General features: G+C 70.7%; 14 protein-coding genes. 3 read left to right on the top strand and 11 right to left on the bottom strand.

The genetic code is table 11. The features are described 5' to 3' along the window. Positions 1-114: 114 nt before the first annotated feature. Positions 115-699, top strand: coding sequence for a YdeI/OmpD-associated family protein (locus tag OG959_RS35900; RefSeq protein WP_326665281.1), 585 nt, complete (start codon positions 115-117; stop codon positions 697-699). A gap of 7 nt (positions 700-706) precedes the next feature. Here the strand turns inward: OG959_RS35900 and OG959_RS35895 are convergent, their stop codons facing one another. The 7 genes from OG959_RS35895 to OG959_RS35865 all read right to left on the bottom strand — a co-directional run bounded on the left by OG959_RS35895 (position 707) and on the right by OG959_RS35865 (position 8,528). Further along, positions 707-1,123, bottom strand: coding sequence for an acyl-CoA thioesterase (locus OG959_RS35895; protein ID WP_326665279.1), 417 nt, complete (start codon positions 1,121-1,123; stop codon positions 707-709). Positions 1,124-1,184: 61 nt separating this feature from the next. Next, positions 1,185-2,264 (bottom strand): aldose epimerase family protein, encoded by a 1,080-nt coding sequence (locus OG959_RS35890; protein WP_326665278.1) that lies wholly within the window; start codon positions 2,262-2,264, stop codon positions 1,185-1,187. Between the two features lie 102 nt (positions 2,265-2,366). Further along, complete coding sequence (locus OG959_RS35885; RefSeq protein WP_326665276.1) at positions 2,367-3,404, bottom strand: LacI family DNA-binding transcriptional regulator; 1,038 nt, start codon at positions 3,402-3,404, stop codon at positions 2,367-2,369. Positions 3,405-3,503: 99 nt separating this feature from the next. Beyond that, positions 3,504-4,547, bottom strand: coding sequence for an ABC transporter permease (locus OG959_RS35880; protein ID WP_326665274.1), 1,044 nt, complete (start codon positions 4,545-4,547; stop codon positions 3,504-3,506). Next, positions 4,544-5,518 (bottom strand): ABC transporter permease, encoded by a 975-nt coding sequence (locus OG959_RS35875; protein ID WP_148015392.1) that lies wholly within the window; start codon positions 5,516-5,518, stop codon positions 4,544-4,546. Before OG959_RS35875 ends, OG959_RS35880 begins: the two co-directional genes overlap by 4 nt. Then, positions 5,515-7,260 (bottom strand): sugar ABC transporter ATP-binding protein, encoded by a 1,746-nt coding sequence (locus OG959_RS35870; protein ID WP_326665270.1) that lies wholly within the window; start codon positions 7,258-7,260, stop codon positions 5,515-5,517. The genes OG959_RS35875 and OG959_RS35870 overlap by 4 nt, the downstream gene beginning before the upstream one ends. 182 nt (positions 7,261-7,442) lie before the next feature. Continuing rightward, positions 7,443-8,528 carry an ABC transporter substrate-binding protein gene (locus OG959_RS35865; protein WP_326665268.1) on the bottom strand — a complete coding sequence of 362 codons (1,086 nt, stop codon included), beginning with the start codon at positions 8,526-8,528 and terminating at the stop codon, positions 7,443-7,445. Between the two features lie 602 nt (positions 8,529-9,130). On the opposite strand from OG959_RS35865, the gene OG959_RS35860 reads away from it, so the two are divergent. Beyond that, positions 9,131-11,587, top strand: a complete 2,457-nt coding sequence (locus OG959_RS35860; protein WP_326665266.1) for an RICIN domain-containing protein — start codon at positions 9,131-9,133, stop codon at positions 11,585-11,587. 90 nt (positions 11,588-11,677) lie between these two features. Next, positions 11,678-14,023: an AbfB domain-containing protein gene (locus OG959_RS35855; protein WP_442805699.1), complete on the top strand. Its 2,346-nt coding sequence runs from the start codon at positions 11,678-11,680 to the stop codon at positions 14,021-14,023. 81 nt (positions 14,024-14,104) lie between these two features. Here the strand turns inward: OG959_RS35855 and OG959_RS35850 are convergent, their stop codons facing one another. From OG959_RS35850 to OG959_RS35835, 4 genes are all read right to left on the bottom strand, one after another. Next, entirely contained in the window at positions 14,105-14,617 is a 513-nt protein-coding gene (locus OG959_RS35850; RefSeq protein WP_326665264.1) for a GNAT family N-acetyltransferase, read from the bottom strand. A gap of 165 nt (positions 14,618-14,782) precedes the next feature. Continuing rightward, the gene (locus OG959_RS35845) at positions 14,783-18,067 is read right to left on the bottom strand and encodes a LamG-like jellyroll fold domain-containing protein (protein WP_326665262.1); all 3,285 of its coding nucleotides are present in this window, start codon (positions 18,065-18,067) and stop codon (positions 14,783-14,785) included. A 217-nt stretch (positions 18,068-18,284) separates the two neighbouring features. Continuing rightward, positions 18,285-20,723, bottom strand: coding sequence for a GH92 family glycosyl hydrolase (locus OG959_RS35840; protein WP_326665260.1), 2,439 nt, complete (start codon positions 20,721-20,723; stop codon positions 18,285-18,287). Positions 20,724-20,972: 249 nt separating this feature from the next. After that, on the bottom strand, positions 20,973-22,070 hold the full coding sequence (locus OG959_RS35835; RefSeq protein ID WP_326665258.1) for an NADH:flavin oxidoreductase/NADH oxidase: 1,098 nt from the start codon (positions 22,068-22,070) through the stop codon (positions 20,973-20,975).

Here is a 22,070-nt window from a genome sequence, read left to right as displayed (position 1 = left end):
CATGATACGAGACCCGTCGTAGTACAACTCATTAGGACAGGATCCGGCCTGAAGGATGGGTAGCGTGGCGTTGTAGCCGGGCACGGGCCCGACAGCCTCAGGAGGCGCAGCCGGATGACGGACACCCTGGACACCCCGGAGAACGCGCGTCCCTTCGCGCGGATCGCCCAGCTCGAGTCATGGCTGGAGAAGCACCACGCCGACCGGACCGGGCTCTGGCTGAAGATCGCCAAGCGGGACTCCGGGGTGGAGTCGGTGAGCGCGGCCGAGGTCATCGACTCCGTGCTCTGCTTCGGCTGGATCGACGGGCAGCGCAAGTCCTTCGACGCGGTGTACTACCTCCAGCGGATCACGCCCCGCCGTCGCCGGAGTGCGTGGTCGCTGATCAACGTGGAGAAGGTCGAGGCGCTGACCGAGGCCGGGCGGATGCGCCCGGCAGGCCTCGCCGAGGTCGAGGCCGCCCGTTCCGACGGGCGGTGGGCGGTGGCGTACCCGTCGCAGAGCAGGGCCACCGTCCCGGACGACCTCGCCGCGGCCCTGGACGCCGACGAGCCGGCGCGGGTGTTCTTCGATCGGCTCAGCAGGTCGGACCGCTATCTGGTGCTCCTGCGTCTCATGACGGCCACGACCCCCGAAGTCAGGGCGGCCCGCCTCCAGAAGGCGGTGGCCTCCATGGCGGCGGGCCGCAAGGTCCACTGATGCCCGGTCAGCCGCTCAGCAGCTCCGGGTCCTTGGCCAGCGCGGCGAGGCGGCCGCCCGGGTCGGCGACCAGCCTGCGCGTCGTCAGGTCGAGGATGCCGGCCACTCCCGTGATCTCCGCGGCCACCGTGCCGTCCTCCTTGAGGATCTGCTGGGCGATGGTGAACGTCTTGCCCTGCCCGTAGTCGAACCGGCAGGACACCCGTACCCGTTCCCCGCCGCGCAGTTCCCTGCGGAACTTGACCGTGACCTCCAGCGCGACCGGCCCCACTCCGTCGGCCAGCAGCTTCTCCTGGGGCAGCCCGGCGGCCCGCAGCAGCTCCCAGCGCGCGTGTTCCGCGTACTGGAGGTACACCGCCTGGTTGAGGTGTCCCTGCGTGTCGAGCTCGTAGCCCCGTACGGTCACGTCCACGAAAAAGGTCATGGACGTCGCAACAGCCGGGCCCGTTCCCGCATTCCCGTCGGCCCGCCCCCTGGCGCGTCGGTCAGTCCGTCGCCGCGGTGAGGTGCGGGAACCTCAGCTCGGTGCGGCTGGAGAAGACGTCGTCCGGACGCAGGACGGTGCTGGGGTGGCCGGGCCGGTTGGGCGAGTCGGGCAGGTGCTGGGTCTCCAGACAGACGGCGCTGTGGCGCTCGTGGTGCCCGCCGCCGGGGGCGGGCAGGGTGCCGTCCAGCTGGTTGGCGGTGTAGACCTGGATGCCCGGTTCGGTCGTCCACACCTCCATGATCCGCTCGGCGCCGGGCGCGGTGAGCCGGGCGGCGCGGCGCAGGCCGGCCGGTGTGCCGGGGTCGTTGAGGACCCAGCAGTGGTCGAAGCCGCCGGCCCGGCGCAGTTGCTCGTCCGGGAGCGCGATGCGGTCCGCGATGCGGTGCGGGGCGGTGAGGTCGAACGGCGTCGCGCGCACCGCCGCGGCGGGGCCTTCCGGGATGCCCTCGCCGTCGACGGGCAGGTAGTGGTCGGCGTCCACCTGGAGGGTGTGCCCGAGGATGTCGCCCCGTGCGGTGAGGTCGAAGTACGCGTGGTTGGTGAGGTTGACGACGGTGGGGCGGTCCGTGCCGGCGGTGTAGTCGAGGGCGAGGGTGCCCGCCGTGTCGAGCGTGTACGTCACGGCGACGTCGAGCGCGCCGGGGAAGCCCATGTCGCCGTCGGGGCTGTGCAGGGTGAGCCGGAGCGTCGCCGCGGTTTCGGTGGCCTCGCCCGCGGCCTCCCAGACGCGGGTGTGGAAGCCGTCCGGGCCACCGTGCAGGGCGTGGCCCCGGTCGGTGGCCGGGATCCGGTACGACGCCCCGTCGAGGACGAAGCGGCCGTGCGCGATGCGGTTGGCGAAGCGGCCGATGAGGGCTCCGAAGAACGGGTTCTTGCCCGTGTAGTCGTCCAGGGAGACCAGGGACCGCACGACCGACGCGGAGGCTCCCCGGGTGTCCGGCACGGTGAGGCGGTGCAGGATGCCGCCGTAGCTGAGGATCTCCGCCCGGACTCCGGTGCCGGAGTCGAGCGTCCAGACGTCGACGTCCGTGTGCCCGTGGGCGCCGAACGGTTTGCGGTTCACGGTGGGGCGAGGCATCAGAGATCCTTGGGACGAGCGGACGGCCCGGCGGGACGAGGACGGCGGGCCTGGACACAATCGCCGGACTCCCCCGGCGATGCGGGGGGTCCGGTGCCGGATCTACGGTCCGGCGGCCGGCTCGGCGGCCGTCCGGGGAACGGTCGATTCGCGGACGACGAGCCGGTAGCCGGGCCGGGGCCGCCGAGGTTCGGACACCGGGTCGCCGGAGAGCCGTTCGACGAGGCTGTCGACGGCGAGCCGGGCGATCGCGCCCTTGTCGGGGGCCACCGTGGTGAGCGTGGTGGCCCCGTAGAGGCTCTCCTCGATGTTGTCGAACCCGACGACGGCCACGTCCTCGGGGATGCGCAGCCCTCGTTCGGACAGGGTGCGCATCGCCCCGATGGCGATGAGGTCGTTGTACGCGAACACGGCGTCGGGCCGCTCACCGCGGTCCAGGAGGGCGGCCATGCCGGTGGCCCCGTCCTCGCGGCCGTATCCGTCGGTGACCACGACGAGCGACTCGTCGGCCTCGATACCGGCGGCGGCGAGCTCCTCGCGCCAGCCGCGCAGCCGCAGATGGGCCGGCTGGCGTTCGCGGCCGGTGCGCGAGCCGAGGAAGGCGATCCTGCGGTGGCCGTGGTCGATGAGGTGACGCACGGCCTCGCGGGACGCCGCCACGTTGTCGATGGCGATGTGGTCGTACGGGGCCTCGTACTCGCGCTCGCCGAGCAGCACCAGGGGCGCGGTCTCGGTGCGCGCCATCAGGTCCTCGGTCTCCAGATGGATCGGGCTCAGAATGAGGCCGTCGATCACATGGGACCGGAATCCCTGGCTGACCAGGAGCTCCTTCTCCCGCAGGCCGCCGGTGTGGTCGACCAGCACGGTGTAGTCGTGCCGGGCGGCCGCGTCGACGACCTCGCCGGCCAGCTCCGCGAAGTACGGGTTGCCGAACTCGGGGACGGCGAGGGCGATGATGCCGGTGCGGCCCTTGCGCAGATGGCGTGCGGTGAGGTTCGGCCGGTAGCCGAGCTCGTCGATGGCCTGCTGCACCTTGGCCCGCATCTTCGGTGTGACGTGCTGATAGTTGTTCACCACGTTCGACACGGTCTTGATGGACACGCCCGCCCGTTGTGCAACGTCCTTGAGGCTGACGCCCACGGCACTCCCTGAATCGACTGGTCGCGCGTTGACGCGCGGTGGCCCGGCTCTGCCGGTTCGGCTCGAACGGTGCCGGGGCCCGCTGGCCCCGGCACCGGTTCAGGTGGTTCTGCGGCTGCGCGCCAGATAGCGCTGGGCCACGACGACAACGATAAGGAACCCGCCGCTGACGACGGACTGGTACGAGGAGTTCAGCTCGCCGATCTGGTTGATCAGGTTCTGGATGACGGCCAGCAGCAGGACGCCCCAGAGGGTGCCGCTGATCGATCCGGCGCCGCCGATCAGGAGGGTGCCGCCGATGACGACGGCGGAGATCGCGTCGAGCTCCATGCCCACGCCGACGATGGTGACGCCGGAGGAGAGCCTGGCGGCACTGAGCGCACCGGCGAATCCGGCCAGCAGTCCGCTGAGCGTGTAGACGAGCATCTTGGTCCGGGCGACGGGCAGACCCATCAGCATGGCCGCGTCGCTGCTGCCGCCGACCGCGAAGAGCGTCTGTCCGAACGAGGTGCGCTGGAGGACCAGTCCACCGATGCCGAACAGCGCCAGGGCGATCAGGATCGGGTAGCCGAAGCCCCAGATGCTGCCCTGTCCGAGTTCGGCGAACGCGGAGCCCTTGGGGATCAGGTAGGTGGTGGCGCCCTCGTCGGTGATCGCGAGGAGCAGACCGCGCGCCCCCAGCAGGGTGGCGAGCGTGACGATGAACGGTGCCATCCCGGCACGGGCCACCAGGAAGCCGTTGAGCAGTCCGATCGCACCGCACACGACGAGCGGGACGAACAGGGCGGCGAGGAAGCCCCACTGGGACGCCCAGGCGGCGAGGACACCGCCCAGGGCGAAGACGGAGCCGACGGACAGGTCGATTCCGCCGGTGATGATGACCATCGTCATACCGAGGGCGACCACGGCACCGAAGGAGGCCTGGACGGTCACACCCCGGGCGTTGTCCAGGGTGCCGAACGTCGGGTACACGAAGGACGCGACGACGACGACCGTGAGCAGGACGACGAGCGCGCCCTGGCGCTGGAGGAGTTCGGCGACGCGTTGCCCGGCGGCGGAGCCCGGTGTGCTGCCACCGGCCACGGTGGGGGTCTTGCGCGGGGCCGGGGCCTGGACCACGGGGGCGGGTGAGGTTTCGTTCATCGGGACCGACGCTCCCGGGCGACGTAGACGGCGGCGATGATGATGGCCGCCTGGGCGATCTGTGCGGTGGAGTCGGGCAGGTCGTGCTTGACGAGGGTGGCGCGCAGCAGCTGCATCAGCAGGGCGCCGGCGACCGTCCCGAGGACCCGGATGGAGCCTCCGTTGAGCGGGGTGCCCCCGACGACGACCGCGGTGATGGCGGACAGTTCCATGAGGGTGCCGAGCGAGGAGGGGTCGCTGGCGGTGAGCCTGGCCGTGGCGAGGATGCCGGCCAGGGCGGCGAGGACCCCGCAGAGCACGTACACACCGATGAGCACGCGGCGCACGGGCAGTCCGGCGAGCGCGGCTGCGGACCGGTTGCCGCCGATGGCCACGACCTGGCGGCCGAACGTGGTGCGCTGGACCAGGAAGGCGACTGCGGCCGCGAGGACCGCGGCGATGAGGACGACCAGCGGGATGCCGAGGAAGGACCCGGTGCCGAGCGACAGCAGGTCGGGGTTGACGATCTGCTTGAGCTGACCGTCCGCCATGACCAGGGCCAGGCCCCGGCCGCCGACGAACAGGGCGAGGGTGGCGACGATCGGCTGCAGTCCTACGAGCGAGACCAGCGAGCCGTTGATCGCTCCGACGACGGCACCGGCCAGCAGCGCCATGACGAGGGCGGGCACCAGCCCGTACCCGAGGTAGAGCGGCAGCAGCGCGGTGGCCAGCGCCATGGTCGAGCCGACGGAGAGGTCGACGCCCTCGGTGCCGATCACGAGCGCCATGCCGAGGGCGACGATGACGATGGGGGCGACCTGGACGAGCTGGGTGCGGAGGTTGTCCGCGGTCATGAAGTGCTCGGTGAACAGGGCGTTGAAGAGGAGGACGACCGCGACGGCGAGGTAGACGCCGTACTCCTGGTACCAGGCGGGGTCGCGCAGCCGGGCCAGCGGCCGGGCTGCGGGGGTGGAGAGTGCGGCCTGGGTCATCGGGGGTCCTCCTTGGCGGCCGGGGCCTTCCCTGCGGGCGCAGGCGAGTGGTCGGCGAGCACTTCGAGCAGATGGCTCTCGGCCACCTCGTCGCCCGACAGTTCGCCCGCGACCGCGCCGCCGCGCAGGACGACGATGCGGTCGGCGCCCTCGATGAGTTCCTCGATGTCGGAGGAGATGAGCAGGACGGCGAGGCCCTCGCGGGCGAGGTCGTCGATGAGGCTCTGGACCTCGGCCTTGGCACCGACGTCGATGCCGCGGGTGGGTTCGTCGAGCAGCAGGACCTTGGGCTCCAGGCAGAGCCAGCGGGCCAGCAGGACCTTCTGCTGGTTGCCGCCGGAGAGCTCGCCGACCTTCTGCTCGGGGCTCGCGGCCTTGATCCGCAGCCGCTTCATGAAGATGTCGACGATGCGGTCCTGCTTGGCGCGCGAGACGATGCCGGCGCGGGAGAGACGGGGCATCGCGGCCAGCACGATGTTCTCGCGGACCGAGAGGCCGGGCACGATGCCTTCGGCCTTGCGGTCCTCGGGCAGCAGGCTGATGCCCGCCCGGATGGCGCCGGCGGAGGTGAGGCGGCGCAGGGTGCGGCCGCCGATGCCGAGTTCGCCGGAGTCCAGGCTCAGTGCGCCGGCCAGGGCCTTCGCGGTCTCGCTGCGGCCGGAGCCGAGGAGCCCGCCGAGGCCCAGCACCTCACCCGCGTACAACGACAGGGATATGTCGTGGAGCTGGTGGTCGCGGGAGAGGCCGGTCGCGGTGAGAACGGGGGTGCGGGAGGCGTCGTGGCCCTCGGAACCGAAGCTGGTGACGCCGTCGCGGCGGACCTCGGCCATGTCGCGGCCGAGCATCATCGAGACGAGCTGCATGCGGTCGAGGTCGGCGAGGTCCCCGGTGTGGATGTGCCGTCCGTCGCGGAGCACGGTGACGCGGTCGCAGATCCGGTAGAGCTCGTCCATGCGGTGGCTGACGTAGAGCACGGCGATGCCCCGTGCGCGCAGGTCCTCGATGACCCGGAAGAGGGTCTCGACCTCGCGCGGCTCCAGCGAGGAGGTGGGTTCGTCCATGATGACGACCTGGGCGTTGACCGAGACGGCGCGGGCCAGCGCGACCATCTGCTGGGTGCCGATGCCCAGGGTGTGCAGGGGCCTCTTCGGGTCGACGCGTACGCCGAAGCCGTCGAGGAGTTCGGTGGTCTCGCGGTGCATCCGGGCGAAGTCGATCAGGCCGAACCGGTTCTTGGGCTCACGGCCGAGGAAGATGTTGCGCGCCACGCTCATCAGCGGGACGAGGTTCACCTCCTGGTAGATCGTGGAGATGCCGGCCTGCTGCGCCTCGAACGGCCGGGCGAAGGCGATCTGTTCGCCGGCCAGCCGCAGTTCGCCCTCGTCGGGGCGGTAGACGCCGGTCAGCACCTTGATCAGGGTGGACTTGCCTGCTCCGTTCTCCCCCACGAGTGCGTGGGTCTCCCCGGCGCGCAGGGTGAAGGAGACTCCGTCGAGGGCGACGACGCCCGGGAAACGCTTGCTCACCGAGCGGGCTTCGAGGACGGACGCGGCCGACGCGGAGTCCGGTGACACGCCGGCGGCCGGCGCGGGCGCCTTCCTCACGTCGACGGCCGGTGCGGACGCCTCCTTCGCGTCGGCGGCCGGTGCGGATGCCTCCTTCGCGTCGGCGGCCGGTGCGGATGCCTCCTTCGCGTCGGCGGCCGGCTGCGGCGGCTGCGGTACTGCTTCGGGTGGTGCCATGGCTGTTCTTGGCCTTCCGCTCTTCCAAGGGTGTGGGCCCGGGGCCGCCGTGACGGGTTGCGGCGTCACGGCGGCGGGTGGTCGGCGGGTCCGGTACGGGCCGGGGGCCGCGTACGGATCGGTACGCGGCCGGGCCGGCCGGTGGGCCCGCCGGCGCTACGGGCGGCTGGGGCGAGCCCCGGTCAGAACGCGCCGCCGAGCGAGGCCTTGGCGTTGGACTCGTCGTAGGCGCGGTCGGTGATGATGACGTTCTCCGGGATCGCCTCGCCGGCGTAGAACTTCTGGGCGGTCGCGAAGGCCAGCGGGCCGAAGCGCGGGTTCGACTCGATGACGGCGTTGTACTCGCCGTTGACCAGGGCCTGGACGGCGTTGCGGGTGCCGTCGACGGAGACGATCTTGACGTCCTTGCCGGGCTTCTTGCCCGCGGCCTTCAGCGCGGTGACCGCGCCGAGGCCCATCTCGTCGTTCTCCGCGTAGACGGCGGTGATGTCGGGCTTGGACTGGATCAGCTGCTCCATGACCTGCTGGCCCTTGTCGCGGGCGAACTCGCCGGTCTGCTGGGCGACGATCTCCAGACCGGGGGCCTTGGCCTTCAGCTGGTCGACGAAGCCCTTGGTGCGGTCGGTGGTGACGTTGTTGCCCGAGGCGCCGAGGAGGATGGCGACCTTGCCCTTGCCACCCGTCGTCTTGATCATCGCGTCCGCCGCGCGCTTGCCCTGCTCCACGAAGTCGGAGCCGAGGAACGCCACATAGTCCTTGCAGGCGGTGGCGTTGACCTTGCGGTCGATGGTGAGGACCGGGACCTTCTTGGCGGCGGCGGCCTTGAGCGCCGGCTCCAGGCCGTCGGAGTTCAGCGGGGCGACGATGAGGAACTGGGCGCCCTGCGACAGCATGTCCTGGATGTCGCTGATCTGCTTGGACAGCTGCGACTGGGCGTTGGTGGTCAGCAGCTTCTTGACGCCGATCTTCTTCGCCTCGTCCTTGATGGACTGGGTCTCGGCGATACGGAACGGATTGGCTTCCTTCTCCGACTGGGAGAAGCCGACCACGGCGTTCTTCAGGTCCAGCTTCGGCGCGCCGTAGGTCTGCAGCGAGCAGCCCGAACCGGAGGAGGACTCCGGGGTCTTGGCCGCCTGGGCGCCCTGGCTGCTGTCGGTGGTCGCGGTGTCCGAGCTCTCCGACTTGGAGCAGCCGGAGGCGGCCAGCGTGGCGGTGGCGGCGAGGAGGCAGGCCACGGCGAGGGTACGGGTTCGACGCTGGATCATCATGCGCGGGAGCTCCTTGGCGGGATGACGGCACGCCGATGGGCGTGCGGTCGGGCATGGCGGGACGATGCATCGGCTGCCACTCGGCGGCTGATGTCACTGCATCCCTCACGACCCCGCCAGGTCCTGTCGTCACACTCCCGCCGTCGCCCGAAGGGCGGGGCAGGCGGGAGTGTGACGACAGGGGCTAGCTGGACGAACTGTGGTCGTGAGAGTCTGCGCGGCCTCTCGGCGGCTCGGTTTACAACGTTATATAGGCGCCGTGGCACGGGCGGCAAGAGCGTGGTCGATGCGTTTCCAAAATGTGTCGGAGTCTCCCGGCACGGATGGACGACTCCCACCGCACCGGTTGCCGCCGCACCCCTGGACAGCGGCCCGGCACCGTGCTGTCATACCGCCGGTACCCAATTTTCCAACGTTGCAAGCATGTTGCCGCGTCACCCCTCCGGTCGCGACGGCGTGCCTTGCCGTGCGCGCGTCCGGGGTCCGCACCCGGGCCCGGTGGGCGGCCTGGCGAGGCCCCGCAGTGTCCGGCAAGTCCCGCAGTGTCATGTGCCGTTTCCGAGCCGGTGCCCCGCACGGCCGGCCGAGAGCAGGAGCCCTCCATGCCCCTGAACCGCAGACAACTCATGGCCGGTGCGCTGGCCACCGTGGCCGCCACCACGGCCGCGTCCGGCCGCTGGGCCTCCACCGCGACCGCGGCCGGACACCGGGTGAAGCCGGCCCACGGCGGCCACTACTCCCCCAACGCGGCACCGCTGCACCCGACCGCCTTCCTGAAGCTCCCGCCCGGCAGGGTCACCGCCCGCGGCTGGCTGGCCGGACAGCTGAAGCTCCAGCTGGACGGATTGTGCGGCCGCTACGAGGAGTTCTCGCACTTCCTCGACTTCACCACCACCGGCTGGGTCCGCCCCGAACTCGGCGGCTGGGAGGAAGTCCCGTACTGGCTGCGCGGATACACCGACCTCGCGATCGTGACCGGCGACGCCAAGGCCCTGGCTGCCGTGCGCCGCTGGTTCGACGCGATCCTCACCACCCAGCAGCCCGACGGCTTCTTCGGCCCGAAGGCGCTGCGTACGTCCCTGAACGGCGGCCCGGACTTCTGGCCCTTCCTGCCGCTGATCCAGGCCCTGCGCTCCTGGCAGGAGTACGCGGGCGACACCCGGGTCATCCCCTTCCTCAGCCGGTTCTTCCGCTACATGAACGCCCAGGGGCCCGGCGCCTTCAACACCAGCTGGATCGCCCTGCGCTGGGGCGACGGCCTGGACAGCGTCTTCTGGCTCTTCAACCGCACCGGCGACACCTTCCTCCTCGACCTCGCCGACAAGATCCACGCGAACGGCGCCGACTGGGGCGACAACCTGGTCAACCCGCACAACGTGAACATCGCCCAGGGCTTCCGCGAGCCCGCCCAGTACGCGCTGCGCAGCGGCTCGGCCGACGACACCCGGAACACGTACGGGACGTACGGCAAGGCCATGGACCAGTACGGGCAGTTCCCCGGCGGCGGCTTCGCCGGGGACGAGAACGCACGGCCCGGGCACGGCGACCCCCGGCAGGGCTTCGAGACGTGCGGGATCGTCGAGTTCATGGCCAGCCACCAGCTGCTGACCCGGATCACCGGCGACCCGCTGTGGGCCGATCGCTGCGAGGAACTGGCGTTCAACTCGCTGCCCGCCTCGCTCGACCCGTCCGGCAGGGCGGTCCACTACATCACCAGCGCCAACAGCGTGGACCTGGACAACGTGCCGAAGAACGGCCGGCAGTTCCAGAACGGCTTCGCCATGCAGGCGTTCCTGCCCGGCGTCGACCAGTACCGCTGCTGCCCGCACAACTACGGCATGGGCTGGCCGTACTTCGTCGAGGAGCTGTGGCTCGCCACCCCGGACGGGGGTCTGGCCGCCGCGATGTACGCGGGCTGCGAGGTCACCGCGAAGGTCGCGGACGGCACCGAGGTCACCTTCACCGAGGAGACCGGCTACCCCTTCACGGACACGGTCACTCTGACGCTGAAGGCGCCGAAGCGGCTGTCGTTCCCCTTGGTGCTGCGCGTCCCCGCCTGGTGCGACAGCCCGGAGATCCAGGTCAACGGGCGTCCGGTCGACGCCCCCGCAGGACCGGCGTTCACCCGCGTCGACCGCACGTGGGCCGACGGAGACCGGGTGACCCTCCGCTTCCCGCAGAAGACCACGGTCCGCACCTGGGAGCACAACCACGGTGCCGTGAGCGTGGACCGCGGCCCGCTCACGTACTCCTTGCGTATCGACGAGGAGTACGAGCGCATCGGCGGCACCGAACAGTTCCCGGAGTACGCGGTGCACGCCACGACTCCGTGGAACTACGGGCTCGTCCTCGACGAACGGAGGCCGGCGGCCTCGCTGCGCCACCACAGCGCCCACCATGTCAAGGACACCAACCCCTTCACGCTCGACGGCACCCCGCTGACCATGACGGCGATGGCCCGGCGGATCCCGGAGTGGACGGCGGACGGCGAGCACGTCGTCGCCCCGCTCCAGGACGGTCCGGCCGGCAGCTCCCAGCCGGTGGAGGAGATCACGCTCGTCCCGATGGGGGCGGCGCGGCTGCGCATCACCTCGTTCCCCACCACCGATCCGGGCGCGGAGCCCTGGCTCTCCGACGGCTGGTACCGCATCCGCAACCGCCACTCCGGCAAGGTCCTCGGCGTCGACACCATGTCCACGGCCAACAGCGCCCATGTCGTCCAGTTCGGCGACACGGGCACCGACGACCACGACTGGCAGCTGGTACCGGAGGGCGACGGCTGGTACCGCATCCGCAACCGCCACTCCGGCAAGGTCCTCGGCGTGGACAACATGTCCATGGCCGACAGCGCCCATGTCGTGCAGTTCGACGACAACGGGACCGACGACCACCTCTGGCAGCTGGTCCCCGACGGCGACGGCTGGTACCGCATCCGCAACCGCCACTCCGGCAAGGTCCTCGGCGTCGACACCATGTCCACCGCCGACAGCGCCCATGTCGTCCAGTTCGACGACAACGGGACCGACGACCACCTCTGGCAGCTGGTCCGGCCCTCCTGACTGTTCCACGCCATCCCGCACCGCTCCCCGCGCCACCCGGCGCGGGGAGTTTCCCGTACCGGAACAGAACCTGACGAAGGAGACGAGACCATGAGTCGTTTACGTGTGCCCGGCCGGAGGCCGTGGTGGAGACGGGCGGTCGTCACGACCGGACTGCTGGCGCTGGTGTCCTCGGCGCTGGTGGGAGTCGGAACGGCCCCCGCCGGTGCCGCCTCCTGGGCGCCCAAGCCGTCCCCGATGACGACGCCGTGGACCGGCCAGGTCCCCGTCGACACACCGCTGCCCGAGTACCCGCGCCCGCAGCTGACGCGCCCCGACTGGGCCAACCTCAACGGCATCTGGGACTTCGCGGTGACCGGCCGGGACGCCGGGCAGCCGGCGTCGTTCCCCGATCAGATCCGGGTGCCGTTCGTCGCGGAGTCCGCGCTCTCCGGCATCCAGCGGAAGATCACCGAGAACGACAAGCTCTGGTACAAGCGCACCTTCGCCGTGCCGTCGAACTGGAACGGCCGCCGGGTCGAGCTGAACTTCGGCGCCTCCGACTGGCAGACCACGGTATGGGTCAACGGCACCCAGGTCGGCGCGCACAAGGGCGGGTACGACTCGTTCGCGTACGACATCACCCCGCAGCTCAACGGGGGGACGAACACCGTCGTGGTGTCCGTGTACGACCCGACGCAGACGGGCGGCCAGGCCGTCGGCAAGCAGCGCATCAATGACGTCCAGCCGCACAGCGGCGGCGGCATCTTCTACACCGCGGCCTCCGGAATCTGGCAGACCGTATGGCTGGAGCCGGTCGCGGCGGCCCACATCACCCGGCTCGACATGACGCCGAACCTGGGCGACAGCACCCTGCGGGTGAAGGTGCAGGGCGCGTCCGCGGCCGGACGCAGCGCCCGGGTCACCGTCTCCAGCGGCGGGAACGTCGTCGGCACGGCTACCGGAACCGTCGGCTCCGAGGTCTCCGTCCCGGTGCCGAACCCGCATCTGTGGACTCCGGAGGACCCGTTCCTGTACGACGTGAAGGCGGAGCTTCTCGACGGCTCGGCGGTCACGGACTCGGCCGGCAGTTACGCGGGCATGCGGTCGATCGCCGTGGCGAAGGTCGACGGTGTACTGCGTCCCGTCCTCAACGGGAAGTTCGTCTTCCAGACCGGCACCCTGGACCAGGGCTACTGGCCGGACGGCATCTACACCGCACCGACCGACGCCGCCCTGAAGTCGGACCTCCAGGCGCACAAGGACCTCGGCTTCAACATGGTCCGCAAGCACATCAAGGTCGAACCGCAGCGCTGGTTCTACTGGGCGGACAGGCTGGGCCTGCTGGTCTGGCAGGACATGCCGGCCATGGACACCGGCAAGAGCCCCGACTCCGCGGCCCGCACCCAGTGGGAGTCCGAGTTCCACGCGATCATCGACCAGCACCGCAGCTCGCCCTCCCTGGTGATGTGGGTCGACCAGAACGAGGGCTGGGGGCAGTACGACCAGGCCAGGATCGCCAACGAGGTGAAGGCGTACGACCCGTCCCGGCTGGTCAACAACATGAGCGGGGTCAACTGCTGCGGTTCGGTGGACGGCGGCAACGGGGACGTGGTCGACAACCACATCTACGTCGGCCCCGGCAACACCGCGCCGACCGCGACGAGAGCCGCGGTCCTCGGTGAGTTCGGCGGCCTCGGCTACAAGGTCCCGGGGCACGAGTGGTTCCCCGGCGGCGGCTTCAGTTACGAGGACCAGGCGAGCGTCTCCGCGCTGAACAACCGGTTCGTCGGGCTGCTCGACAGCATCCGTGTCGGCCAGCTGCCCTCGGGCCTCTCCGCCTCCGTGTACACGGAGATCACCGATGTGGAGAACGAGGCGAACGGGCTGCTCACCTACGACCGCCAGGTCGTCAAGGTGGACACCGCGCGCGTGAGGGCCGCCAACCAGGCCCTCATCAACGCCTCGCGCAATCCGGCCCCGCCGGTGACCCTGCCCACCGGGCAGTACAAGTCGCTCCGGGTCACGACCCCCGGGCACACCACTAAGTACCTGCGCCATCAGGACGCGCTCGCCTTCACCGCGGTCGTCGACGGGGCGAGCAGCACGCTGCTGAAGAACGACGCCACCTGGAAGATCGTCGCCGGGCTCGCCAACAGCAACTGCTACTCGCTCGAGTCCCGCAACTATCCCGGCGAGTACCTCCGGCACCGTGACTTCCGGGTGCGGAGGGACGCCAACGACGGCTCGGCGCTCTTCAAGGCCGACGCCACCTGGTGTGCGGTCGGCGGTACGGGAGGCGTGCGGCTGTCCAGCGCCAATCTGCCCGGCAGCTATCTGCGGCACATCGACTCGGAGGTGTGGCTGGCCACACCGGGCGGCGGGCACGCCTGGGACAACCCGGCCACGTTCACGGAGGACACCACCTGGGCGGTGGAGGCGCCCTGGGCGCCGTGATCTGACTCCGCCCGCCGCCTCCCTGTACGGGCCACGGCCCGGATGCGACGCCGACCGCGTCGTGTCCGGGCCGTCGGCCGTCTACCGCGTCCCCGCGCCCGGGGAGACGTATGTGTGCAACCGCGCCGTCCGGCCGTCTGCCGTCGTCCAGTCACCGGAGCGGCTGCCCGCATGGCGCCACCCGGCACGTTCGTAGAGGGCCACGGCGGCCTCGCCGCCGGCCTCCACCTCCAGGACCGCCCGCAGTCCGTCGTCCGCCGCAGCCGTCGTCACGGTGGCGAGCAGGGCACTCGCCACGCCGCGCCGGCGCGCCGACGCCGTCGCGAACAGCCGGGCCACCGAGGCCAGTTCCTCCGGCGGAAGACCCACGTCGGCCGCCAGTACACCGTCCGTACGGGTCAGGAGCACATGACCCACGACGTCCGGGCCGTCCACCGCCACCCAGGCGCCGAGCATGCCGTCCGGTGTCAGCCAGCCTCCCGGATCGGCCGGCCACTCGGCCGGGTAGCGGTCCGCGTCGTGCACCGTGGCCAGCGCCTCGACACACGCCTTCAGGTCGTCGTCGCGGCGGTGGCGGATCTCCGGCTCTCCCATCCCCTGATCCTCACACGGCGGCGCCCCGGCAGGTTCGCCGGGGCGGGGGCATGCCGCTGCCTGCCGCCGCACGGATGCGGCAACAGGCAGCGTTCAGTGGTTCATTGACTCAGTCGTTCAGCGATTCAGTCGTTCTGGTGTCCAGGGGTTCGCGAACACCCGGGGTCACGGCTGCACGGTGTCGTGCAGCGCGCTCACCTCGTCCGCGGTCAGGGCCTTGTCGTACACCGCGACCTGGTCGACGGACCCGTTCCAGAAGTCGGTGTTGTCGCCCGACCACTTGGCGCGGCCCACGGACAGGGCGCCGGTGCTGACATCGGCGGTCCCCGCTGCCGAGGTCGCGGCGAGCTTGCCGTCGACGTACAGCTTGATCTCGTCACCGCTGCGGACACCGACCACGTGGTACCACCGGCCGAGCTCGGGCGTCATCTCCAGCCGGGCGCGGTGGGCGCCCGGGGTGGAGAAGGCGAAGCCGCCCTGACCGTACTGGAGGTAGAACGGGTTCTCCTGGCGCCGGCCGTCCTGGCTGACGATGGTGGCGTAGTTGCCGGGCAGGGCGTCGAGCGATGCCCAGGCCGACACGGTGTAGTCACCGGCGGTGTCGACGACCGGGCCGTCGGTCTGCGCGTACTGCCCCTCGCCGTTGAACTTCAGTGCGGAGCCCTGCACGCCGGGCGCCCAGGACGTTCCCTCGGCGAGCGTGAGGTCCTTGCGGTTCGGCCCGCTGTCAGCGGCCTCGGTGCCCTTGTTCTCGTCGAGGGACCAGGCGCCGCCGCCCTTGATCTCGTCCCGCTCACCGGCGGCGGCGCCGGCGGCGATGACCTCCTGGTTGATCTTGCGCACCGGGGCCGGGTCGACCTTGATCTCACGGCGGTCGTACGTCCAGAGGCCGTTGAGCTCGTTCTCCAGGTCGGTCACCTGGGTGTAGATGGAGCCGGAGAGTTCGGCGCCGGCCGCTTCCAGGTAGTACTTGCGGGTGTTCTCGACGTACTTGGCGGTCAGCGCGGCCTTGTCGGCGACACCGCTGTAGATCGCGGTGGGCGCACCGGGCCACATGTGTCCGGGCGACCGCAGGGTGAAGCCGCCGTGCTCACCGTCCATGGCCGCACGGTTGTCGTCCGGGAAGGCCGGGTCGGTGTTGTTGTAGTCGTGGTGGTCGATGATGTCGCCCTTGCCCGAATCACCCTTGGAGTTGCAGCAGTTGACACCGCTGTGGGCGTTCACGACACGGGAGGGGTCGGCGGCCTGGACCTTCTCCGTGATCTTTCCGGTCTCGGTGCGGTCCCATTCGCCCCAGCCTTCGTTGAAGACGATCCAGGCGCCGATCGACGGGTAGTTGTGCAGCTGCTTCATCATCTCGGCGCCCTGGTCGAGGAAGGCCTTCTGGCCCTTCTCGCCGGTGATGTTGCCGGAGACGAAGTCCTGCCAGACCAGCAGTCCGAGCTGGTCGGCGTGGTAGTACCAGCGGGCCGGCTCGACCTTGATGTGCTTGCGCACCGAGTTGAAGCCGAGGTCCTTCTGCGCCTTCAGGTCGAAGAGCAGGGCGGAGTCGCTGGGTGCCGTGTTCAGGCCGTCCGGGTAGAAGCCCTGGTCGAGCTGGGCGAGAGAGAAGAACGGCTTCCCGTTGAGGACCAGCTTCTGGTAGCCGCCGACCTTCGCGACGCCGAAGGACCGCATGCCGAAGTAGCTGTCGACGGTGTCCTTGGAACGGCCGTCGTCGAGGGTGACCTTCAGGTCGTAGAGGTACGGGTCGTCGGGCGTCCACAGGTGCTGCTTCGCGACCGGCAGGCTCAGCTCGCGGTTGGCCGGGCCGGTGACCCTGCCGACGACCTTGCCCTTCTTGTCACGGGCGACCGCGGTGATCCGGGCGGACTTCGAGGCGTCCTCGGAGTTGACCGTGAGGGCGAGCCGGCCCTTGTCGATGTCGGGGGTGGCCGTCAGGGAGTCGACCGCGGCCGGGGCGACGGGCTCCATCCACACGGTCTGCCAGATGCCGGACGAGGCGGTGTAGAAGATTCCGCCGGGGTTGGCCGACTGCTTGCCCGTGGGCTGGTCGGCGCCGGTGGTGTCGGTGACCGCGACGACGATCTCCTGCGGGCCGCTGCCCTTGACCGCGTCGGTGATGTCGGCGCTGAAGGCGGTGTAGCCGCCGGTGTGCTCGGCGACCTGCTTGCCGTTGACCCAGACGCGGGCCTCGTAGTCGACGGCGCCGAAGTTGAGCTTCAGCCGGTTGGCCTTGCCGCTCTTGTCGCCCTTGCCGCCCTTCACCGACCAGTTCTTCGGAACGGTGACGAGCTTCCGGTAGAACATGTGGTCTTCGTGGCGCTCAAGACCGGAGAGCTGCGACTCGACGGGGTACGGGACGGTGATCCGCTCCTCCAGCTTCTTCCCGAAGACGGGCTGCTCGCCCGCGGCGGCTCCGGCGAACTCCCAGGACCCGTTGAGGTTCTTCCAGTCGTCGCGGACCTGCTGCGGCCGGGGGTATTCGGGCAGCGGGTGGTCGCGGTCGACCTTGTCGCCGAAGGCCGTGGTCAGCCGGTGCGTGGACAGGTTCCCGGCGCTGCGGCTGATCTGCGGAACACTCTCGCCGCCCACCCGGAGGCCCGATTCGCCGTCGTAGGCGACCCGGACCTGCTGGCCCTTCAGGACGGGCGCGGTGAGGGTGACGGTCAGCGCGTGGGGGTTGCCGGGCGTGCGGGCGACGGACTTCACCGGCATCGGCGAGGTGTCCGCCTCGATCCTGAGGTGATCCTTCAGCGTGGCGAAGTCGCTGACCTCGTCCTCGAACACCGCCTGGAGCTTCAGGCCGTCGTCGGCGACGCTCAGGCCGACCGGGTAGACCTCGAAGTCGGCCGGCGGGGTGAACGCGGACTCGGGCACGATCTGCCGGGCCAGCGTCGCACTGGACCAGCGCAGGAACATGTTGGCGCCACCCGTGTCCTGGAACATCTCCAGCTTGAACGTGTGGGGCTCACCGGCCTTCAGCGCGACCGGCTTGCTGGTCTGCTCGTTGTCCCAGTCCGGCTCCCAGTGGTCGATGACCACCTCGCCGTCGATGAAGAGCCGGAAGCCGTTGTCGCCGCTCGCGGCGAAGGTGTAGTCGCCGTCCTCGGGAGCCGTGATGTTGCCGGTCCAGCGGGCGGTGGTGTTCTCGGTCCGGCCGGTGGTGGACTCGAACGTTCCGGTGAGGCCCGGGAAGTTGATCTGCGGCTCCAGGGCGACACCGCCGAGCGTGTCGAAGTCCCGCGCACCGGGCGCGGACATGCTGTAGTACTCGCCCTTCAGCCCGTGTACGGCCGTCGCCGGGTCACCGGCCGCGAAGGTGGCCGGCGTGGCGGAGGCGGCCGTGGCCGGGGTGGCCGCCGCGGCCGGGACCAGCGTGGCACCGACGGGTATCAGAAGTGCGGCGGCGCAGGCCACCGTCCTCAACACAGTGCGGGATCGGGGCATTTGTCGTCTCAAGGCGTCGTCCTGTCGAGAGGGCTGAAGTGCCTCGAACCTGTGAGGCACAGCACATAATCGAACATTGAGCCACAGCACCAAACGCAAAACAACAGTCGTGCACGGAGAATTTTCAACGATATAAATCGAGCGGGTCCGCGGGCCGACGCCTGCGCCGGATCCCCGCGTACGGGACGCGGAGATCCGGCGCGGCGTCACGCCGCGGCTACCGCGGCAGCCCCGAAGGGTCCGTGGCCCAGGACGTGTCGGCCTGCCCGGACAGCCGGTAGTCCAGCTTCCCTCCCCCGGTCAGCAGGCTCGCGTCCGTCCACGACCGGTCGTGGGCGCGGCCATTGACCGTCACCGCGTCGACGTACGGATGAGCCGCGTCGGCCGCCGGCGCGGTGATCGTGATGTCCCTGCCGTGCGGCCGGTCGATGACCGCCTTCGGGAACAGCGGGGCGCCCAGCAGAAGTTCGCCGCCACCCGGGGTCTGCGGGTACAGACCCAGCGCGGAGAAGACGTACCAGGCGGACATGGTGCCGAGGTCGTCGTTTCCGGGCAGGCCCCGCGGCCCCGTCCCGTAGACCGTGTTCAGGATCTCGCGCACCGTCTCCTGGGTCTTCCACGGCTGCCCGAGGGCGTTGTAGAGCCAGGGGGCGTGGATGCCGGGTTCGTTGGTCGGGTCGTAGCGGACCGCGTCGCCGCCCTTGACCGACCAGGAGCCGTCCGCCTTGTGGAAGAACCCGTCCAGGCGCCGCACCGCGACGTCCCGGCCTCCCATCGCCTCGGCGAGGCCCTGGACGTCCTGTGGAACCATCCAGGTGTACGTGGCACTGGTGCCCTGCGCGAAGCCGCGGTCGCTGCCCGGGCCGAACGGCGTGACCCAGGAGCCGTCGACGTTGCGCGCCTGGATGTAGCCGGTGGTGCCGGCGCCGTCCGTGGCGTCGGGGTTGTACACGTTGCGCCACCAGCCGCCGCGCTCCTTGAACGCCGCGGCCTCCTCGTCACGCCCGAGCAGTTCCGCCCAGCGTCCGAGCGCGGCGTCGGCGACCGCGTCCTCCAGCGTCTCGGCGGCGCCGCCCCAGCAGTGGCAGACGTCCTGCGGCGCGTAGTGGGACTCCAGGTACTGGGCCAGATTGGGCCGCTGACCGGTGCACTGGCCCGGGCAGCCGGCGTCCGAGAGCCCGTCGTCGACGGGAACGGTCGCCTGGCGCGCCAGCGACTCGTACGCGCCCTGGTAGTCGAAGTTCCGCACCCCCATGGCGTAGAACGTGGCGAGGGTGGCCGCGGTGGGGTCGCCGGTCATGACGTGGGTGGCACCGTTGATGTGCACCCAGCGGTCCCACACCCCGCCGTTCTGCCGGGCGAAGTTGTACAGGGACTGGGCGAAGTCCCCGGCGATCTCCGGTTTGAGGAGGGCCAGCAGTTGTATCTGGGCCCGGTACTGGTCCCAGCCGGAGAAGTTGCTGTACTGCGCCCCCTGCCCGCGCTCGATCCGGTGGGCCTCCCCGTCCATGCCGGGGTAGCGGCCGTCGGTGTCGCTGATGAGGTTGGGCTGCATCAGGGAGTGGTACAGCGCGGTGTAGAACGTGGTCCGCTGGGCCTCGGTCCCGCCGCCCGTGCGCACGGAGTCCAGCTCCCGGTCCCACGTCCGGCTCGCGGCGGCCGCGACATCGTCCACGGCCGCGTGCGGGGCGATCTCCTTCCGCAGGTTGGCCTCGGCTCCCGCCTGGCTGACGTAGGAGATGCCGATCCGCATGTGGACATCGTTGTCGGCGCTGGTGTCGAAGCCGACCCAGCCGCCCGATCCGCGGCCCGCCCGGTCCGCACCCGTGGCGTACCCCTCACCGCCGCTGCCCTCGGTCGAGCCGGGGGCGAGCGTGCCGTCCTTCCAGGTGCCGGTGGAGGAGAAGGCGCGGTCGAACGAGGCCGTGAAGTAGAGGCGGTAGTAGCTCTTGCGGTTGTTGGTGCCGCCGTTGGCGCGCCGCCCGCAGAAGGCGCCGGTGAGCACGGAGCCCGTGACCTTGCGGTGCGCGGTGTCGATCCGGACCTGGGCGTCCTCGCTGCCGTTCAGCGAATTGGAGACCCGGAAGAGGAGGTTGGCCGGCTTGCCGGCCGGGAACGCGAAGTCGGCCACGCCGGCGCGGCGGCTCACCGCGAGGTCGGCGGTGGCGCCGGAGTCGAGACCGAGGGTGTAGCGGCCCGGGACTGCGCGCTCGTTGTCGTGCGAGAAGTCCGCGGCGTAGACGGCGTCCTTGGTGTCGGCGGACGGTGACGACGTGACGTCCCCGACGAAGGGCATGATCGGGATGTCACCGGCCGCTCCGGGGTTGCATCCGGCGCCGTTGACGTGGGTGAGGCTCAGTCCGCGCAGTCGCGTGGCGCCGTACTCGTAGCCGTTCGCCGCGCCGGTGCTGGTCTGGTCGCCCGTGGTGCTCGTCGGCGACCAGGCGATCATGCCGTACGGGAGGGTGGCGCCGGGAAAGGTGTTGCCGCCGTTGGCGCTGCCGATCAGCGGGTCCACGTAGGCGGTCGGGCGGGTGACGGGCGCGGCGGCCTCTGCGGCGGGGGGCAGCACGGCGGCGGCCAGGGCGCCGGTGACGACCAGGGCGGCTGTTCGCGCGGCGAGGCGCCGGGGCGCGGTCAGCGGTCTGGGGGGCATGTCGCGTACCTTCCAGGGAGTCGGACAACGTTGTCAGCGACCGGCTTGCGGCCGTGACCACGTGATCGATGCGCGGCCGAGCGTAGATCCCCGTGGCGCGGGAGGGAATGCCTGAGCCGTCATCCCGGATGAATGCGCGGTGAACGGATGCCGCGATCCGGACGGCGGGTACGCAATCGCCCTGTTCGCGCTCCGGCCCGCCGTCTGGAGACGGCGGGCCGGAGCGCGAACAGGGCGGAGCGGATGCGGTCAGATCGCGTACGCGTACTGCTCGGGGGCGTGTGCCCGGCCGTTCAGTTCGCGCGCCGCGTGCTGCGCCCAGGAGGGGCTGCGCAGCAGTTCGCGCCCGAGGAGCACGGCGTCCGCACTGCCTTCGGTGAGGATCTTCTCGGCGTGCTGCGGGTCGGTGATCAACCCGACGGCCGCGACGGGCAGCGAGGTCTCCCGCTTCACGCGCTCGGCGAAGGGAACCTGATAGCCGGGGCCGGTCGCGATCCGTGCACGGGGGGCGTTTCCGCCGGTGGAGACGTCCAGCAGGTCGACACCGTGCGCCCGGAGTTCCCCGGCCAGCCGTACGGTCTCGTCGGCGGTCCAGCCCTCGCGCTCGTCCTCGGCGTTCTCGGTGAGCCAGTCCGTGGCGGAGATCCGGAAGAAGACGGGCAGTTCCTCGGGCCACACCTCCCGGACCGCGTCGACGACCTGGAGGGCGAAGCGGACGCGGTTCTCGTAGCTGCCGCCGTACGCGTCGGTGCGGTGGTTGCTGTGCGGCGACAGGAACTGGCCGACGAGGTAGCCGTGAGCGCCGTGCACCTCGGCGACCTGGAAGCCCGCTTCGAGGGCGCGGCGCGCGGCCTCACGGAAGTCCGCGACGACCGCCTGGATCTCGTCCACGGTCAGCTCGTGCGGCACCGGGTGGCCGGTGTCGAAGGGAAGCGGACTGGGAGCGACGGGGGTCCAGCCGTGCGCGTCGGGCCCGACGGGTCCGCCGCCGGCCCAGGGGGCCGCGACGGAGGCCTTGCGGCCGGCGTGGGCGAGCTGGATCCCGATGACCGACCCCTGGCCCTTGACGAAGTCCGTGATGCGGCGGAAGGCGGCGGCCTGGGTGTCGTTCCAGATGCCCAGGTCGGCCGGACTGATGCGCCCCTCGGGGCTGACGGCCGTCGCCTCGGTGAGGATCAGTCCGGTGCCGCCGGTGGCGCGGGCGGCGAGATGCGCGAAGTGCCAGTCGGTGGGCACACCCGTTTCGGGCCCCTCCACCGCGGCGCAGTACTGGCACATGGGTGCCATCCATGCCCGATTGGGCACGACAAGCGACCTCAGGGTGAAGGGTTCGAAAAGGGCACTCAC

Origin of the sequence: Streptomyces sp. NBC_00385 (assembly GCF_035917155.1) — a bacterium.
Classification (GTDB): Bacteria; Actinomycetota; Actinomycetes; order Streptomycetales; family Streptomycetaceae; genus Streptomyces; species Streptomyces poriferorum.
Note: the sequence above shows the minus strand (reverse complement) of the source record. Positions and strands in the feature narration are given on the sequence as shown.

What these genes read in the sequence shown, in the direction of transcription:
- OG959_RS35900 (WP_326665281.1), top strand. Translation starts at nt 115, where the DNA reads ATGACGGACACCCTGGACACCCCGGAGAACGCGCGTCCCTTCGCGCGG.
- OG959_RS35895 (WP_326665279.1), bottom strand. Translation starts at nt 1,123, where the DNA reads ATGACCTTTTTCGTGGACGTGACCGTACGGGGCTACGAGCTCGACACG.
- OG959_RS35890 (WP_326665278.1), bottom strand. Translation starts at nt 2,264, where the DNA reads ATGCCTCGCCCCACCGTGAACCGCAAACCGTTCGGCGCCCACGGGCAC.
- OG959_RS35880 (WP_326665274.1), bottom strand. Translation starts at nt 4,547, where the DNA reads ATGAACGAAACCTCACCCGCCCCCGTGGTCCAGGCCCCGGCCCCGCGC.
- OG959_RS35875 (WP_148015392.1), bottom strand. Translation starts at nt 5,518, where the DNA reads ATGACCCAGGCCGCACTCTCCACCCCCGCAGCCCGGCCGCTGGCCCGG.
- OG959_RS35870 (WP_326665270.1), bottom strand. Translation starts at nt 7,260, where the DNA reads ATGGCACCACCCGAAGCAGTACCGCAGCCGCCGCAGCCGGCCGCCGAC.
- OG959_RS35865 (WP_326665268.1), bottom strand. Translation starts at nt 8,528, where the DNA reads ATGATGATCCAGCGTCGAACCCGTACCCTCGCCGTGGCCTGCCTCCTC.
- OG959_RS35860 (WP_326665266.1), top strand. Translation starts at nt 9,131, where the DNA reads ATGCCCCTGAACCGCAGACAACTCATGGCCGGTGCGCTGGCCACCGTG.
- OG959_RS35855 (WP_442805699.1), top strand. Translation starts at nt 11,678, where the DNA reads ATGAGTCGTTTACGTGTGCCCGGCCGGAGGCCGTGGTGGAGACGGGCG.
- OG959_RS35850 (WP_326665264.1), bottom strand. Translation starts at nt 14,617, where the DNA reads ATGGGAGAGCCGGAGATCCGCCACCGCCGCGACGACGACCTGAAGGCG.
- OG959_RS35845 (WP_326665262.1), bottom strand. Translation starts at nt 18,067, where the DNA reads ATGCCCCGATCCCGCACTGTGTTGAGGACGGTGGCCTGCGCCGCCGCA.
- OG959_RS35840 (WP_326665260.1), bottom strand. Translation starts at nt 20,723, where the DNA reads ATGCCCCCCAGACCGCTGACCGCGCCCCGGCGCCTCGCCGCGCGAACA.